This is a genomic window from Oenococcus oeni DSM 20252 = AWRIB129 (genome assembly GCF_000372485.1).
GTDB classification, from domain to species: Bacteria; Bacillota; Bacilli; order Lactobacillales; family Lactobacillaceae; genus Oenococcus; species Oenococcus oeni.
Genome location: NZ_AQVA01000001.1, coordinates 339108 through 357128 on the forward strand (window position 1 = coordinate 339108; position 18021 = coordinate 357128).

Sequence of the window (18021 nt, forward strand, 5' to 3'; positions counted from 1 at the left end):
GAATGGATACTGATTACCGAGCAATTGGAAAGCATCTACAGGACGCACGTGAGCATCATGGATTAACTTTAGAAGACATTTCTTCTTCAACCAAGATCCAAGTGCGCTATTTGCAGGCAATTGAAACTGGCCAAGTTGATAAACTCCCTGGTCCTTTTTATGTGAAAGCCTTTATTCGCCAATACGCCAATACGGTTGGGTTGGATCCAAACACTATCTTGGATACCTCGGAGGACAGGGACAAAGATCTGGATTCTGATTTTGAATCCGACCAGGAAAATTCAAATAATCCGGATTCGCTTTTTTTCAATGAAGAAGATTCGAAAGGTACTTGGAATGATCGTCAGACGGATAAAGACAAGACCGGCAACGAAAAGATTTCCAAGAATTCTATTCGCGTTGGTTCCGATCGAATTCCCAGAGCGGGAATGAATTTATCGCTTTCAATGCCGCAGCGTTTGATGAAGAAGATTCCTTTGCTTATTGTTGCCCTGCTTTTTATTTTGGCTTTTGGGGCTTGGATTGTTATTGGCAAGGTTCATCCCAATTCGACAACGTCAACAAAAATCGATTCCAGTTCGGCGCAAATGCAGAGTTCAAAGCAAAAATCGAGCAGTTCGAGCAGTTCATCGTCATCCAGCAGTTCCAATGTAGAAGCTTTGTCTAAACCACAATTCAGCAGTAATACGGCAACGATGACTTTTTATGACGACAAGGCTCACACAATTCAGGTACAGGCCAGCAGCGCTTCATGGACGATTTTTACAGTTGACAGCGTTACCCAATTCGAAACGACGATTCCTGCCGGTAGTTATAAAGAGGTCACTTTAAGTAAAGGCCAAAAGGAAGCCACGATTCATGTCGGCAACCCCTACAATACAGAAATCTTATTTGATGGCAAAAATACGAACTTTATGTCCGGATCTTCGGTTCAAATCACGAATATAATCATTAAAAGGGAGAAGGTTTCACAATGAATTTACCTAATAAGTTAACTACTTTTCGGATCTTTTTGATTCCGATTTTTATTTTGATTTTGAGTCTGCCGCTTAAGTGGTCTTCGACTTTCGGACATTCAACTGGATGGATTGTTGCCGCGATTATTTTCGCGATTGCTTCAATCACTGACTTGCTCGACGGACGAATTGCCCGCAGTCGCCATCTTGTTACTAATTTTGGTAAGTTCGCCGATCCTTTGGCAGATAAGCTGCTTGTTATGACAGCACTGATATTTCTAACTCGTTATGGCGTTGTTGCAGCTTGGATTACTTCAATCATCGTGATACGCGAATTGGCGATTACTGGTCTTCGAACTTTGATTGTTGAAAACAGTGGAACAGTTTTTGCAGCTCAGATGCCTGGTAAGATCAAGACTTTTACTCAAATGTTTGCAATTATTTTTTTGTACTGCAGCAATTTTGGAATTAGTTTTCCGATTGGACAGATTCTGATTTATTTGGCCGTTATTTTCACGATATATTCTGGAATCGATTATTTCGTTAAAAATCGTTCTGTTTTTTCCGATGGTATGTAATTTTCAAAAATACTAGAAAAAAACGTATTAATATTTCGAAGGTTAAGTTATTTTAAAGTACGAACAAATGTTCGTATATGCTTACTTTTCGTAGCATAATAAACAAGTGAGGTTTTATGGCTAGTGGAAGAAAAGCTGCACTCGATGCAGCATTAAAGAAAATTGAAAAAGATTTTGGTAAGGGATCGATTATGCGTTTGGGTGAAAATGTTCATACACAGGTCGATGTTATTTCAACAGGTTCTTTAAAACTCGATATTGCTTTAGGGGTTGGTGGCTATCCGAAAGGAAGAATCATTGAAGTGTTCGGACCGGAATCTTCAGGTAAAACAACTGTTGCTTTGCATGCGGTTGCTGAAGTCCAAAAACAGGGCGGCACGGCGGCTTATATCGATGCCGAAAACTCTTTGGATGCGAAATACGCGCAAGCTCTTGGCGTAAATGTTGACGATTTGCTGCTTAGCCAACCGGATACCGGAGAACAGGGCTTGGAAATCGCTGATGATTTGGTTAATTCCGGGGCAATCGATCTATTGGTTATCGATTCGGTCGCGGCTTTGGTCCCACGCGCTGAAATCGAAGGAGAAATGGGCGATTCTCATGTTGGTTTACAGGCTCGTTTAATGAGCCAGGCACTTCGGAAACTTGCCGGTACACTGAATAGAACCGGTACAATTGCAATTTTTATTAACCAGATTCGTGAAAAAATAGGAATTATGTTTGGAAATCCAGAGACAACTCCGGGTGGCCGTGCTTTGAAATTTTACTCGACTGTTAGACTTGAAGTGCGTCGATCTGCTCAAATTAAAGATGGCACGAATATTGTTGGAAATAATACCAAAATTAAAGTTGTTAAAAACAAAGTTGCTCCTCCGTTTAAAGTTGCCGAAGTTGACATTATGTACGGAAAAGGTATTAGCCAAACCGGAGAATTAATTGATCTTGCGGTTGATAAAGACATTATCAATAAGTCTGGTGCTTGGTATGCCTACCAAGGAGAGAAAATTGGTCAAGGCCGTGTTAACGCTATTTCTTGGCTAGACAGTCCGGAACACAAAAAGGAACATGACGAAATTTTCACTTCTGTCCGCGATCAATATGGAATTGGTGAAAAGAAGGATTCAGATGAAGATCCTGGAGACAATAAAAAGAGTAAAGACTCTGCCTCGGACCCTTTCGATGATCCTAACTACAATCCTAAGTCGAGTGATCCCGGCGATGATTTATCCGACGATGATATTTATTAATTATTTTAAATCCGCGCGAGTCGGATTTTTTATTAGGGTAAACTTGAACGATGGACAGTAAAAAGCATAGTGTAAAAACCTTTGGTATCGTTGAAGAAATTTTTAATTCGATTACTCATGGTCTCGGCTTTGCTGCCGCAATCATTGGAATTATTTTTCTTTTTATTCGAGCTGCAGACACAGGCTATACTTCGGCGATCGACCTAACGGCCTTGATTATTTATTCAGTCTGTCTGATTATCTTTCTTTTAAATTCCACTCTTTTTCATGCTTTGATCTTTACCCATTGTGCTTGGATCTTCCAACATTTTGACCATTTAGGGATTTTCTTAATAATTTTGGCAACCTATACCCCTTTTTGTTGGATTTTCATTAAAAACCCGATTGCTTTGTGGATATGGGTTGCCAACCTTATCTTGGCGATCGGAGGAATTGTTTACGATTTCATGTTTATCGGCAGGTATCGCTGGATTTCGGTTTTGATCTATTTGGCAATGGGTTGGTTAATTGTTTTTCTATTTCCGATTGTTAAAGACAGTATTCCGACTAGTTCACTTTGGATGCTGTTTTGGGGCGGAATTTCTTATTCGGCGGGAACTTTTTTTTATTTGAATACAAGAATTTGGTGGAACCATGTCTGGTGGCATTTGTTTGTTCTTCTCGGGACGGCTTTAATGTATTCTTCAATCTATCTGACAATGTAATTTGATTTTTTTTTTAAAACTGGCGTAACATATATTTTAAAATGCATGTTCAAGCTGGCTTATAAAAATTTAAATAAATTCGTTGTTTTTCTGGCTATTTTTTGTTTGTTTTTTCAGGTAGCCGCTGATCTTATTTTGCCTTCGATTACTGCGAATATAGTTAATATTGGTGTTGTCAAACATGATATTTCTTATATTTGGAAAACCGGTCTGGTTATGTTGATTGTTAGTTTTTTTGGAATTGTCGGAGCAATCTGTAACCAGTTACTGGCAGCTACTTCTTCTCAAAAACTTGGCGTCAAACTGCGAAGTTTTATGTTTCGCAAGGTTACAAAAATGGCGGATGGCGATTTTGAAAAACTTGGTCAGGCGTCACTGATTACGAGAACGACCAATGATGTTGTCCAAATGCAGAATGTCACTTATTCGATGCTTCGGATGATGATTAGATCTCCAATGATGTTAATTGGTGCCAGCGTGATGGCTTATTTTAAGAGTCCTCGTTTAATGTTGGTCTTCGCTGCCGCAATGCCGGTTTTGGCTTTGGTTGTCATTTTGGTCATGACCAAATCGGTACCCCTTTTTAAAAAGATTCAAGCTTTAACGGATCAAATCAATTTGGTTTTTCGTGAAGGATTAACTGGAGTGAGGGTTATTCGTGCCTTTAATCAAGATGAATTCGAGCAAAATCGTTTTAAAAAGGCTAATATAAATCTCACACAAAATGCAATTAACGCTTACGTGATTACCAGTTTGATGAGTCCGGCGATGACCTTCATTATCAGTGCATCGAATATAGCGATTGTTTGGTTTGGTGCTCATTTAATTGCCGGGAGTCTGATGCCGGTTGGCAATCTCTTGTCTTTTATTACATATGCAACACAAATGTTGTTTTCTTTCATGCAGCTTTCAATGATTTTTGTTGTTGTTCCACGGGCTCAGGCATCTGCACAAAGAATTCAGCAAGTTCTTGATATCAAGGACACTATTAACGATCCGATTAAACCGAAAAAACTTGATCCAATTGACGATTTGAAGTTTTACCATGTCGACTTTACTTTTTCCGGTTCGAGTAAGAAAGTCCTTGATGACATTAATTTTGAGATTCATAAAGGACAAACGCTGGCGATTATTGGAGGAACAGGGTCAGGGAAAAGCAGTCTTATCAATTTCGTTCCTCGATTATTCGATGTATCCGGCGGTAAGGTGCTGATTAACGGAGACGATGTTCGTGATTTTTCTCAAAGTGATCTACATAAACACATTTCTTTTACCAGCCAAAAGTCTTTTCTTTTCGAAGGTACTGTTCGAGGCAACTTAAAGTATGGCAATTCTCAAGCCAGTGAACAAGATATGAATCGTGCTTTGGAAATTGCCCAAGCAAATTCTTTTATTCAAGAACAAGGCGGCTTGGATGCACCGGTTGAACAAGGCGGCAATAATTTTTCCGGTGGTCAGATCCAACGCTTATCAATTGCCCGGGCAGTAATTAAACGGGCCGATATTTATATTTTTGATGATACTTTTTCTGCTCTTGATTTTAAGACTGATGCCAATTTACGGCAGGCACTTTCCGAAGATAAAAAAATAAAAAATGCAATAAAAATCATTGTTGCTCAACGTGTCTCGACCGTGGCAGATGCTGACCAGATTCTCGTTTTGGAGGATGGAAAAATTTCTGGTCTTGGCACGCATCAAGAATTGTTGAAAAATAATTCGATTTACAAAGAAATTGTCGATTCCCAACTTCATAAAAATGATATCTTAGCCAAGTCCGGAGGTAAAATTTATGCGTAATCCGGCCGCAAGAATGAGTGGAAACGGCAATGGACCGAGGCCGATGGCAAGAGTCGCCGAACACCCGCATAATTTTTGGGGTACGACGGTCAGACTGTTTAAATATCTTGGTCGGAACAGAATTGGTGTTGTTTTTTCGGTTCTTCTCGCGATTGGGTCGGTTTTGTTGTCTGTTTCTGCACCGAAAATTTTGGGTCGGGCTACAACGATCATTTATAAAGGGGTTGTTGCTGGTTTGAAGTCCGAAAAATATCAAATCTCCTACCAACCAATTATCAAAATATTGATTGAAGTATCTATTATTTATGTTCTCTCGGCCCTTATGAGTTTTCTTCAGCAGGTTATCATGACGAGAATTTCTCAGAAAACGATCTTTCGTTTGCGATCGGAGTTCAAAGCCAAAATGGCTCGCTTGCCGATCAAATATTATGATCAGCATCAAAATGGAGATATTATGAGCCGGGTTGTTAACGACATGGATAATATTTCCGGGACTCTTCAACAAGCGCTGATTCAAATTGTCACTTCCGCCTTAACTTTTCTCGGCGTTGTTTTCTTTATGCTGACTATTAGTTGGTCTTTATCTTTGATTGCTTTCATTACGGTGCCAATCAGCATTTTTGTTGTTCGTTTTATTGCTCCGCATGCCCAGAAACTGTTTGCCAGACAGCAGGCAGTATTGGGAATTATGAATGGCCAAGTCGAGGAAACTTTTTCTGGCCATGAGGTCATTAAAACCTTTGATCGTGAAATTCCAGTGATTGATAGATTTGAAAAACAAAGTCAAAAATATTATCAAGCCGCTTGGAAAGCTCAATTTATTTCTGTTTTGATTTTTCCGGCGATGCAGTTTTTAAATAATCTGGATTATTTGTTAATTGCTGTTTTTGGTTCGATTCAAGTTGCGAATGGTCAGTTGCCGCTTGGCGATATTCAGGCATTTTTACAATATACCAATCAATTCTCGCAACCGATTACTCAAATTGCCAATTTAAGTAATACAATTCAATCGACGATTGCCAGTGCCGAAAGAATTTTCGAAATTCTTGATGCGAAAGAAATGACTAACGATTTCAAAAATTTACCGAAAAATATCAAGAATCCTAAATCCTTATTGTCTTTCGATCACGTTAAATTTGGTTACAGTGATAATTTATTAATCAAAGATTATTCGCTTAAAGTCGATAAAGGCCAGATGATTGCAATTGTTGGACCGACCGGTGCTGGCAAAACAACGATTATTAATCTTCTCGAACGTTTTTATGATGTAAAAGATGGTTCAATTAGATATAAGGGTTTTGATACCCGGACTTTGACGCGACCGGAAGCCCGTTCTCATTTTGCAATGGTTCTTCAAGAAACTTGGCTCTTTACCGGAACTGTTTTTGACAACATTAAATATGGTAACGAACAAGCGACTGAAGACCAGGTAGTTTCTGCGGCCAAAGAGGCTTATGCCGATGGTTTCATCCGCCAGCTATCCAAGGGATATCAAACAATCCTCAATGAATCGGCTTCTAATATTTCGCAGGGTCAAAGGCAGCTGTTAACGATTGCCCGGGCTTTTCTTGCTGATCCGGAAATTTTAATCCTTGATGAAGCTACCAGCTCTGTTGATACGCGAACAGAAATTTTAATTCAAAGGGCAATGGAAAAACTGCAAAGTTCCCGGACCAGTTTTGTTGTTGCTCATCGGCTTTCGACAATTCAGAATGGTGATAATATTGTTGTTATGAATCATGGGTCGATTGTCGAAACTGGAACGCATGAAGAACTTTTGGATGCTAACGGCTTTTATGCCGATCTGTATAATTCACAATTTTCGAATGGAGCCATCTGAAATGTCACCATTTTTCCGTTATTTTAAAAGACGGTATAAGTAATAATTATTGTTTGTTTTTTTGTTTTTATGGAGGTATAAATGTCGGCAAAATCAGTTGATATTCACGGAAAAAATTATAGTCGCGGCCTATTTATGCTAGCCGTTTTGGTTGCTACCTTCGCGGGAATGCTGATGGGAACTTCTTTAGGAACTGCTCTGCCAACATTAATGAATGATTTTAATATTGACCTGGCAACGGCTCAAGAGGCAACTACTTGGTTTTTGCTGGCAAATGGAATTATGGTTCCTGTTTCAGCTTATTTGTCGACCAAGTTTCCAACTAAATGGCTTTATGTTGTTGCGTTCTCAATGCTTCTAATAGGGCAATATATTTCTTATAGTGCCCCGAACAACAACTGGAATTGGTTTTTAGCGGGACGAATTGTTCAGGCAATTGCCGTTGGAATTACAATGCCTTTGATGCAAGTCGTTATTGTTTACATATTTCCGGCTAAAGATCGTGGAGCCGCGATGGGCTTGGGTGGTTTGGTTATCGGAATGGCTCCGGCGATTGGCCCGACACTTTCCGGATGGATTTTAGATAAGAACCATACGATTCTCGGCCTGACTTTGTCTGATTCCTGGCGTTCCATTTTCTTATTACCGATGTTTGTAATTGCTTTAGACCTGGTTATGAGTTTGTTCTTGTTGCATGATGTTGTGCCAAATCAAAATATTAAGCTCGATATTCGTTCTTTGGTTCAGTCTACGGTCGGTTTTGGTCTCTTTTTATGGGGACTGACCAATGTTGCCAATTCACACTATGATGGTTGGTTTGATATTCCGCATGTTATTATTCCGGGATTGATTGGTATTTTCTTTATTGCAACTTTCGTTTTGCATCAATTGGAAATGAAACATCCTTTCTTGGATGTCCGCGTTTTCAAAATAAAACAATTTTCGGTCACAACTATTTTGATCTCTCTATCGATGATGGCAATGATGGGAATTGAAATGATGATTCCAACTTATTTGCAGGAACTTCGTGGTTTATCGCCATTGTCATCCGGTTTAACTCTATTTCCTGGAGCGGTTTTGATGGGAGTTATGTCTCTGGTTGCCGGAGCAGTTTATGATCGAAATGGTGCAAAACGGTTATCGAGAGTCGGTTTCATGATTTTATCGATTGCAACATTTCCTTTCTTATTCATTGGTTTAAATACGCCAAAGTCTTTTATAACAATCTTTTACGCTTTGAGAATGTTTGGAATCGCGATGGTTATGATGCCGCTTACCGCTTCGGCAATGTCTGCACTCCCAAAAGAAAAAGCTTCCGATGGGACTGCCGCCAACAACACTGCCAGACAGGTCGCTTCTGCAATTGTTGTTTCCTTGCTTTCTTCTGTGACGCAAAATATTGCCAATACAGAGGGGCCAGCCAAAGCTTTGAAATCGGAAAACGTTTTGGAATTTAGTCGAAAAACTCTCGATGTAACCTTAACTGGTTTTCATGCTTCGTTTGCAATTGCTTTGATTTTTGCTCTTCTTGGATTTATCATTTCCGGTTTTCTTCATTCAGGTAAGATTATTAGCAACGATCCGAATCTCCTCGATGAGAAAGGGGACAAACAATCATGATCTTTGTATTAGTCGCTTTATTTGCGCTGACGACATTTGTAAGCTGGATGTTGCTTAAAACTGCTTTTCTGCGGCGTCTTTGGGGAAGTCTGTCCAGCCTGCTTCTTTTTGGCAGCATTCTTTTAATGATTTTGAACATGAATGAACATTTTGGCATGGCAAAAGTTGTTAGTTCGCAAAAGGAAAGAATCTATTCGGTCGCCGGCAATAAATTAAGCGCAGGCATTTTAGCTACGACAAGTAATAAAAAGCTTGGCAGTGATTTAGCGATTTATCTTTATAAAAACAAAGAAAATTCCGCTAAAGTAAGGACTGCCGTTCCTTCTTCGACAAGCAGCCTTTCCATGAAAGAAATTTCCGGTAGCAAAGCTTATCGGGTTACAAAAGTAACAAAATGGAAGTATAAGGATGGTTTATCGAAATTATTCTTTGGCTTCGGCAAACTTGATAAAGTTGTCAGCAAAAAGAAAGTTGTTTTCCAAATTCCCGATAATGAGTGGCTTCAACTAACTGAAAAGCAGTTATCAAAACTGCAAAAATTGATTGCCAATCCAAAAAAAATTAAAAACGAGAAGGTATTAACATTACTAGCAGCAGCTCAAGAAGCTCAAGAAGCGGGGAAGGATAAAAAAGCCGCGAGAATTCAGGTAACTGCTATTCGTGTCTTGCTATCAATCTCTTTGACGAAAACGGATAAAGATCTCACAGCAAAAATTGAATCTTCAAGTAAGGCTGCGTCTAAAAAAGAGTCCGCAGCTCTTTCAAGTTCAATACTTGCTTCTGAACAGGCTGCCGCATCGGCTTCCGAGTCGGCTTCGATTGCTCAATCGGAGGCTGCACAAAGTTCGGCATCCGCTAGTGCCTCAGCCTCTGCATCTGCTGCAAAATCTTCCTCGGCTGCGAACTCGTCTTCCAGCTCTTCCAGTTCTTCTTCATCATCTTCCAGTTCCAGTAATTCATCTTCTACTTCTTCAAAGCAGAGCAGTAACTCCAGCAGCAAATAGTTTTAATGAGAAACCGAACTTTTTAATCGGTTTTCTTTCAATAGTTCTGTTATAATGAAGAAGTATTAATCGGTAAGGTTCCAAGATTCAAAATTTAAATGTTTCAAAGCTCTGCGCCAATTATGTACAACAAAAAATAGATTAAAGACGCACTAGGTGCAGGAAGAATTTTTTCATGGAAACAGGTACAGTTAAATGGTTTAATGCCGATAAAGGCTATGGTTTTATCACTCGCGACAACGGTGGCGATGTATTCGTACATTTCTCAGCTATTCAGACTGATGGCTTCAAGTCATTAGATGAAGGTCAAAAGGTAACTTTTGAAGTTGAAGATGGCCAACGTGGACCACAAGCCGTTAACGTTAATAAAGCTAACTAATAAATTTGCAATTCATTGACCTTCTGTGTATAATCATTATGCAGTGAGGTCTTTTTAAAATGTGGTTATGGAAATATTGTCCCGTAACTACTTCAAAGCGCGGATCCGTTTGGATCAGCGCTTTTTTATGCTCATAATCTCACATAATTTAGTAATTTATTTACCAAAATATTTGAGAAGAATGAAATTGACTGACCTAGATAAAAATTGGAGGAATTACATTGGTTACACATAATGTGAAGATAAATAAGCATGTTACTCGACGCAGTTACTCTTCTGCTAAAGAAGTGCTTGAAATCCCACCGTTGACCGAAGTCCAGACTGCCTCTTATAAGTGGTTTATGGATAAAGGCATTAAAGAAATGTTCAATGATATCATGCCTATCGAAGATTTTGCCGGCAAGCTATCACTTGAATATGTAGATTACTCATTAGGAGAACCTAAATATTCGTTAAAGGAATCACGCGAACAAGGCGTTAACTATGCGGCTCCACTGCATGTTACTCTTCGTTTGACGAATAAAGAAACTGGCGAAATTAAGTCTCAGGATGTTTATTTTGGCGAATTTCCATTAATGACCGAATATGGTTCCTTTGTGATTAATGGAGCCGAGCGTGTTGTTGTATCGCAGCTTGTTCGTTCTCCGGGAATTTATTACAACGAAGATACCGATAAAACCGGTAGAGTTGTTTATGGAACTACGGTTATTCCAAACCGTGGTGCTTGGTTGGAATTGGATACCGATGCCAAAGGCGTTGCTAATATTCGAATTGACCGAACCCGTAAACTTCCGATTACGGAATTAATTCGTTCCTTTGGTTTTGGCTCTGATTCGGAGATCCAAGATATCTTTGGCGACGAGATAGATTCTTTGAATTTGGCAATTGAAAAAGATGTTCATAAAGATCCTTCGATGTCTAGAGTCGGTGAAGCCTTGGAAGATATTTACGAGCGTTTGCGTCCCGGTGAACCAAAAACGATTGATTCGTCTCGTTCACTATTAGCGGCTCGTTTCTTTGATCCGAAACGTTATGATCTTGGCAATGTTGGTCGCTACAAGGTCAATAAAAAACTTTCTCTGAAATCCCGTTTGTTGGGTCAGACTTTAGCTGAAGATATTTTGAATTCCGACGGCGAAGTTGTTGTTCCTAAGGACACGAAGATTGATAAGAAAAGTATGAAACTGATTTCTCCACTACTCGATGAAGAGGATTTTCACGTTGAAAATCTGCAACCTGATGAAGAAGGAGTCCTGCCCGATCCGATTAAAGTTCAGACGATTAAAATATTCAGTCAGGTTGATCCGACTAAAGTTATTAAATTAATCGGAAATGGCCACATTGACGAGTCGATTCATCACATTCTTCCTGCCGATATTATTGCCGGCATGAACTATTTCTTCAATCTCCAAGAGGGAGTCGGCGCGACTGACGATATCGATCATTTAGGCAATCGTCGAATTCGTTCGGTTGGCGAACTGCTTGAAAACCAATTCCGTATTGGCCTCACGCGAATGGAACGTGTTGTCCGCGAACGGATGTCGATTCAAGATTCCGACACTGTTACACCGCAACAATTAATTAATATTCGTCCGGTTGTTGCCGCAGTCAAAGAGTTCTTTGGTTCTTCACAACTTTCTCAATTCATGGATCAAACCAATCCGCTTGGCGAATTGAACCATAAGCGTCGTTTGTCTGCCTTGGGACCTGGTGGACTGACTCGTGATCGTGCTGGTTATGAAGTTCGTGATGTTCATTATTCTCATTACGGCCGTATTGATCCAATTGAAACTCCAGAAGGCCCAAACATTGGTTTGATTACCTCTTTGGCTGTCTATGGACGGATCAACGAATATGGTTTTATCGAGACGCCTTATCGCCGTGTTGATTGGGAGACCCATAAAGTTACCGACAAGATTGATTACTTGACTGCCGATGTCGAAGATAATTACACGATTGCTCAAGCTAACTCTCCGTTAAATGACGATGGATCTTTCACAAATCCAACTGTTACCGCTCGTCATGGCGATAACAATATTGAAACGCCAATTGAAGATGTCGACTACATGGATGTTTCTCCAAAACAGGTTGTTGCTGTTTCGACAGCTGCGATTCCTTTCCTTGAAAATGATGATTCCAACCGTGCTTTAATGGGGGCCAACATGCAGCGTCAGGCTGTTCCTTTGGTTGCTCCGCATTCTCCGATCGTTGGAACCGGAATTGAATATCGTGCAGCGGTCGATTCCGGATTAGCACAAATTGCCGAAGAAAAGGGCACAGTCGAATATGTTGATGGCCGAACAATTAAAGTCCGCGAAGAAGATGGAACTCTCCATGAATATCCATTAATGAAATTCCAGCGCTCGAATGGCGGAAAGAATTATAACCAGACTCCGATTGTTAAAGTTGGTGAAAAGATTGAAAAAGGTGAAGTGCTTGCCGATGGACCAGCAATGGAAAATGGTGAACTTGCTCTTGGACAAAATCCGGTTATCGCCTTTATGACTTGGCATGGATATAACTTCGAAGATGCAATTGTCTTAAACGAACGACTGGTCCGTGACGATGTGTACACATCTATTCATATCGAAGAACACGAGTCTGAAGCACGTGATACAAAACTTGGACCTGAAGAAATTACTCGTGAAATCCCTAACGTTGGTGAAGACCAATTAAAGGATCTTGATGATTCCGGGATTATTCGAATTGGTGCCGAAGTTGAAGATGGAGATATTTTAGTTGGAAAAATTACTCCAAAGGGTGTAACGGAATTATCAGCCGAAGAACGTTTACTCCATGCTATTTTCGGTGAAAAGGCCCGTGAAGTTCGTGATACTTCTTTGCGTGTTCCTCACGGCGGTGGCGGAATTATTCAGGATGTCGAAATTTTCACTCGAGAAAATGGCGATGAATTGGCTCCTGGAGTTAATATGATGGTCCGGGTCTTCATTGCTCAAAAACGTAAGATCCAAGTCGGCGATAAGATGGCTGGCCGCCATGGAAACAAAGGAACTGTTTCGGTTGTTGTCCCAGAAGAAGATATGCCGTTTATGCCGGATGGCAGACCAATCGATATTCTCCTTTCTCCAATGGGTGTTCCATCCCGTATGAATATCGGACAGATTTTGGAACTTCATTTGGGCATGGCAGCTAAAAAACTTGGTATTAAAATTATGACTCCTGTTTTCGATGGAGCTTCTGATGATGAAATTATCGATGCTCTAAAAGAGGCTGGACTTGACGAAGATGGCAAGACAGTTCTTTATGATGGACAGACCGGTGAAGCCTTCGATAACCGAATCTCTGTTGGTGTTATGCATTATATGAAACTGGCTCACATGGTTGACGACAAGATTCACGCTCGTTCAATTGGACCATATTCTCTTGTTACGCAACAGCCTTTGGGTGGTAAAGCCCAATTCGGTGGACAGCGTTTTGGTGAAATGGAAGTTTGGGCTCTTGAAGCCTATGGTGCTGCTTACACTTTGCAGGAAATTCTTACCTATAAGTCTGATGATGTTCGCGGTCGTAATAAGGTCTTTGAATCTATCGTTAAAGGGCAGGCAATTCCAAAGCCCGGCGTTCCGGAATCTTTCCGTGTTCTTGTTAAAGAACTGCAGGCGCTTGGACTTGATATGAAGGTCCTCAATGGCAAAGGCCAAGAAGTAAAAATGGCTCAAATGGATGAAGACGATAATGTTGCGACGGTTGATGCATTGGAACAGATCGCTAAAGAAAAGCCTGATTTGTTTAAAGGAGACGATGACGATACGCCACGGATTCCAGCAACAAAACTTGATGAAGAAAATGTTTAAGGAGAAAAAACTTGGCAATAGACGTTAACAAATTTGAATCTATGCAAATTGGTTTAGCATCGCCAGCTAAGATCCGCGAGTGGTCTTATGGTGAAGTTAAAAAACCAGAAACGATCAACTATCGTACTTTAAAAGCTGAGCGTGACGGTCTCTTTGATGAACGAATTTTTGGACCAATTAAAGATTATGAATGTGCTTGTGGAAAATATAAGCGAATCCGCTATAAAGGGATTGTTTGTGATCGTTGTGGTGTCGAAGTTACTTCTTCGAAGGTTCGCCGCGAGAGAATGGGCCATATCGAATTAGCTGCTCCTGTTACACATATTTGGTACTTTAAGGGAATTCCAAGTCGAATGGGCTTGATTTTGGACATGAGTCCGCGCTCTCTTGAAGAAATTATTTATTTTGCCAGTTACGTTGTAATTAACCCCGGAAACACGCCACTTGAAAAGAAACAATTGATCACCGAAGCTGAATATCGTCAATATCAAGACCAGTATGGTACTGATACTTTTGATGCAAAGATGGGTGCTGAAGCTATTAAAGAATTATTAGCAGAAGTCGATCTTGAAAAACAGGCTAAGGAATTAAAGAACGAATTAAAGGACGCTACCGGACAAAAACGGACTCGTGCCGTTCGTCGTTTGGACATCGTCGAAGCCTTTATTCAATCCGGCAACAAGCCGGAATGGATGGTTATGGATGTTGTTCCGGTTATCCCTCCTGATTTGCGCCCAATGGTCCAATTGGAAGGTGGTCGTTTTGCGACTTCCGACTTAAACGATCTGTACCGTCGAGTTATTAATCGTAATAATCGTCTTAAGCGTTTATTGGACTTGAATGCTCCTGGAATTATTGTTCAAAACGAAAAACGTATGCTCCAGGAAGCTGTTGATGCATTGATCGATAACGGTCGTCGTGGCCGTCCTGTTTCCGGACCTGGTAATCGTCCTTTGAAGTCGCTTTCCCACCTGCTCAAGGGTAAGCAAGGACGGTTCCGTCAGAATCTGTTGGGAAAACGTGTTGATTATTCCGGTCGTTCGGTTATCGATGTTGGACCTTTCTTGAAAATGAACCAGATGGGTCTTCCTCGCCAGATGGCTGTTGAATTGTTTAAGCCTTTTATTTATAACCGACTAATCGAATTAGGGACAGAGAACGGTGGCGCAAATAACCTTCGTTCAGCCCGTCGCTTGGTTGAACGCCATGAAGATGTTGTTCAGGATGTCTTAGAAGAAGTTGTTAAGGAACATCCAGTTCTGCTTAATCGTGCACCTACTTTGCACCGTCTTGGTATTCAGGCTTTTGAACCTGTTCTTGTATCCGGCAAAGCGATGCGTTTGCATCCACTGGTTACAACGGCTTATAACGCTGATTTCGATGGTGACCAAATGGCGATTCACGTTCCCTTGTCTGATGAAGCGCAAGCTGAAGCGCGTTTATTGATGTTGGCTGCTTCTCACATTTTGGCACCTAAAGATGGAAAACCAATTGTTGCTCCTTCGCAGGATATGACGATTGGAAACTATTATTTGACAACTGAAGAAGCCGGCATTAAAGGTGAGGGGATGATTTTCTCTTCTGCCGACGAGGTCAAGATGGCTTTGCAGAATCACGAAGTAGAACTGCATACTCGTATTGGTATCGCAGCTTCCAGTTTCGATAAAGCAAAACCATTTACGGACCATCAGCGTGCAAGAATAATGGTTACAACAGTTGGTAAAGTTATCTTTAATGAAATTTTGCCGGATGATTTTCCATATATTAACGAACCAAAATCTGAGAACTTTAATGGCATCGATGATCGTTTCTTCCTTGATCCCGGTACTGATATTGTTGGATGGTTCAAAAACGAATCTTTGAACGGACCATTTAAATCAGGATTTCTATCGGATATCATCGCTCAAATTTATGCCCGCTATCAAGTAACCAGGACTTCTGTTTTACTTGATGATATGAAGGATCTTGGGTATGATATTTCAACTCGTTCCGGTTTAACCGTTGCTATGTCGGATGTTACCGAACTTCCTGAAAAAGGCGAGGTACTTAAAGAAGCCCATGAAAAGGTTGCTAAAATCACTAAACAGTTCCGTCGCGGCTTGTTGACCGATGATGAGCGTTATATTCAAGTTACTCAAACTTGGTCGGATGCTCAAGACAAGATCAAATCAATGTTGATTGCTTCCTTTGATTCAAAGAACCCGATCTTTATGATGAGTGATTCCGGAGCTCGTGGAAACATTTCAAACTTCGTTCAATTGGCTGGTATGCGTGGTTTAATGGCTGCTCCTAACGGTAAGGTTATTGAACTTCCCGTTACTGCTAACTTCCGTGAAGGACTTTCTGTTTTGGAAATGTTCATTTCTACTCATGGTGCACGTAAAGGCATGACTGATACGGCTTTGAAAACTGCTAACTCTGGTTATTTGACCCGTCGTTTGGTTGATGTTGCCCAAGAGGTTATTGTTCGTGAAGAAGATTGTGGTACTGATCGTGGTCTTGATGTCTCTGCAATTATGGATGGCAATGAAGTTATTGAACCGCTTTATGACCGCATTTTGGGCCGATATGCAATGAAACCGGTTATTGATCCAAAAACCGGCGAAGTAATTGCTAAGAAGAACCAAATGATTGATGAACATGTTGCTGATCAAATCATTGATGCTGGGATTCAAACAGTTACAATTCGTTCGATCTTTACTTGCCGTACCGAACACGGTGTTTGTGTTAAGTGCTATGGTCGCAATATGGCAACCGGAGACATCGTTGAAGTTGGTGAAGCCGTTGGTACGGTTGCTGCTCAATCGATTGGAGAACCTGGTACTCAATTGACAATGCGTACTTTCCATACTGGTGGTGTTGCTTTGTCAGAAGATATTACTCAAGGTCTCCCTCGTGTTCAGGAAATTTTCGAGGCCCGTAATCCTAAAGGACGTGCTGAAATTTCCGAAGTAACCGGAAAAGTTACTAGTATCGAAGAGAACCCGGCTGATCGTACCAAGACAGTTACGATTGAAGGAGAAACCGATACCCGTGAATACGTTCTACCAATTTCTGCTCGTTTGCGAGTTGCCGAAGGCGACGAAATTCATCGTTCCGAAGCGATCAACGAAGGACCTTTGGATCCTAAGGAATTGATCAAAGTTTCCAGTACCTTGAAGACTGAAAACTACATGTTGGCTGAAGTTCAAAAAGTTTACCGTATGCAGGGTGTTGGTATTGCCGACAAACACGTTGAAGTTATGGTTCGTCAAATGCTCCGTAAGGTTCGTGTGATGGATCCTGGACAAACCGACTTGCTTCCTGGTGAATTATTGGATATTGCCGACTTCCGTCGTGCCAATGCCAAAACAATTCTTTCAGGTCAAACGGCTGCTACATCGCGTCCGGTCCTGCTTGGTATTACAAAGGCTTCTCTAGAGACTAATTCATTCTTGTCTGCCGCCTCGTTCCAAGAGACCACCCGTGTCTTAACGGATGCTGCTATTCGCGGCAAAAACGATCCTCTGGTCGGTTTGAAGGAGAATGTTATCATCGGTAAAGTTATTCCTGCCGGGACTGGTGTCGTTGAATATCGTCATATTAAAGACGAAGTTGTTGCTGCTCCAGTCGAACCATTGGAAAAGATTCCTACATTGGATGAATTACAAAAAGCATTCGATAAAGAACCTGCTTCTTCAACTGGAAACAAAGCAAGTAATAGCGCTAAATAAATAACTTTTTCCCTACCCGCTGAATCTTCAGCGGGTTTTTTATATTTTTTTCATTTTCCTATTGACCTTCGGTTTAAATGGCTGTAATATATTTAAGTCAGCTCAGGGAGCGCGGCGGACTTAAAAGATTTCTTTTCTCAAGAAATTGTTGAAAAAGTCTTGACATTCGCTTGCTTCTCTGGCATGATATAAAGGTTGCTTTTGAAGTGACGCAGCACTTTGAAAACTGAACAGAACAAAGACAAACAAATTGTGTAGGGATTCATATTTATGCAAATAGATATGAACAAATTAATTAATTTGCGAAGTCAATTCGTAATACAAAAACAATAAATTACGTAACAACGTTTGGTAAAACAAACAGTCAG

General features: G+C 40.7%; 11 protein-coding genes. All 11 read left to right on the top strand.

Annotation, left to right across the window (positions count from 1 at the left end; genetic code table 11):
- Positions 1-2 precede the first annotated feature (2 nt).
- On the top strand, positions 3-977 hold the full coding sequence (locus A3G9_RS0101690) for a helix-turn-helix domain-containing protein (protein WP_002821751.1): 975 nt from the start codon (positions 3-5) through the stop codon (positions 975-977).
- Complete coding sequence (pgsA, locus tag A3G9_RS0101695) at positions 974-1534, top strand: CDP-diacylglycerol--glycerol-3-phosphate 3-phosphatidyltransferase (RefSeq protein ID WP_002820342.1); 561 nt, start codon at positions 974-976, stop codon at positions 1532-1534. The genes A3G9_RS0101690 and pgsA overlap by 4 nt, the downstream gene beginning before the upstream one ends.
- A gap of 116 nt (positions 1535-1650) precedes the next feature.
- Positions 1651-2781, top strand: a complete 1131-nt coding sequence (recA, locus tag A3G9_RS0101700; protein WP_002821753.1) for a recombinase RecA — start codon at positions 1651-1653, stop codon at positions 2779-2781.
- 50 nt (positions 2782-2831) lie between these two features.
- Entirely contained in the window at positions 2832-3485 is a 654-nt protein-coding gene (trhA, locus tag A3G9_RS0101705) for a PAQR family membrane homeostasis protein TrhA (protein WP_002821754.1), read from the top strand.
- 45 nt (positions 3486-3530) lie between these two features.
- Positions 3531-5282: an ABC transporter ATP-binding protein gene (locus A3G9_RS0101710; RefSeq protein WP_002821755.1), complete on the top strand. Its 1752-nt coding sequence runs from the start codon at positions 3531-3533 to the stop codon at positions 5280-5282.
- Complete coding sequence (locus tag A3G9_RS0101715) at positions 5275-7122, top strand: ABC transporter ATP-binding protein (RefSeq protein ID WP_002821756.1); 1848 nt, start codon at positions 5275-5277, stop codon at positions 7120-7122. The genes A3G9_RS0101710 and A3G9_RS0101715 overlap by 8 nt, the downstream gene beginning before the upstream one ends.
- A gap of 81 nt (positions 7123-7203) precedes the next feature.
- Positions 7204-8742, top strand: coding sequence for an MDR family MFS transporter (locus A3G9_RS0101720; RefSeq protein WP_002820337.1), 1539 nt, complete (start codon positions 7204-7206; stop codon positions 8740-8742).
- Positions 8739-9746: a DUF4811 domain-containing protein gene (locus A3G9_RS0101725; protein ID WP_002820335.1), complete on the top strand. Its 1008-nt coding sequence runs from the start codon at positions 8739-8741 to the stop codon at positions 9744-9746. The genes A3G9_RS0101720 and A3G9_RS0101725 overlap by 4 nt, the downstream gene beginning before the upstream one ends.
- A gap of 175 nt (positions 9747-9921) precedes the next feature.
- The gene (locus A3G9_RS0101730) at positions 9922-10125 is read left to right on the top strand and encodes a cold-shock protein (RefSeq protein WP_002816803.1); all 204 of its coding nucleotides are present in this window, start codon (positions 9922-9924) and stop codon (positions 10123-10125) included.
- A gap of 221 nt (positions 10126-10346) precedes the next feature.
- Entirely contained in the window at positions 10347-13940 is a 3594-nt protein-coding gene (gene rpoB / locus A3G9_RS0101735; protein ID WP_018025210.1) for a DNA-directed RNA polymerase subunit beta, read from the top strand.
- An 11-nt stretch (positions 13941-13951) separates the two neighbouring features.
- The gene (gene rpoC, locus A3G9_RS0101740; protein WP_002821758.1) at positions 13952-17653 is read left to right on the top strand and encodes a DNA-directed RNA polymerase subunit beta'; all 3702 of its coding nucleotides are present in this window, start codon (positions 13952-13954) and stop codon (positions 17651-17653) included.
- Positions 17654-18021 lie beyond the last annotated feature (368 nt).

Excerpts from the sequence above, each read along its gene's own strand:
- A3G9_RS0101690 (WP_002821751.1), top strand. The coding sequence starts at position 3 with ATGGATACTGATTACCGAGCAATTGGAAAGCATCTACAGGACGCACGT.
- pgsA (WP_002820342.1), top strand. The coding sequence starts at position 974 with ATGAATTTACCTAATAAGTTAACTACTTTTCGGATCTTTTTGATTCCG.
- recA (WP_002821753.1), top strand. The coding sequence starts at position 1,651 with ATGGCTAGTGGAAGAAAAGCTGCACTCGATGCAGCATTAAAGAAAATT.
- trhA (WP_002821754.1), top strand. The coding sequence starts at position 2,832 with ATGGACAGTAAAAAGCATAGTGTAAAAACCTTTGGTATCGTTGAAGAA.
- A3G9_RS0101710 (WP_002821755.1), top strand. The coding sequence starts at position 3,531 with ATGTTCAAGCTGGCTTATAAAAATTTAAATAAATTCGTTGTTTTTCTG.
- A3G9_RS0101715 (WP_002821756.1), top strand. The coding sequence starts at position 5,275 with ATGCGTAATCCGGCCGCAAGAATGAGTGGAAACGGCAATGGACCGAGG.
- A3G9_RS0101720 (WP_002820337.1), top strand. The coding sequence starts at position 7,204 with ATGTCGGCAAAATCAGTTGATATTCACGGAAAAAATTATAGTCGCGGC.
- A3G9_RS0101725 (WP_002820335.1), top strand. The coding sequence starts at position 8,739 with ATGATCTTTGTATTAGTCGCTTTATTTGCGCTGACGACATTTGTAAGC.
- A3G9_RS0101730 (WP_002816803.1), top strand. The coding sequence starts at position 9,922 with ATGGAAACAGGTACAGTTAAATGGTTTAATGCCGATAAAGGCTATGGT.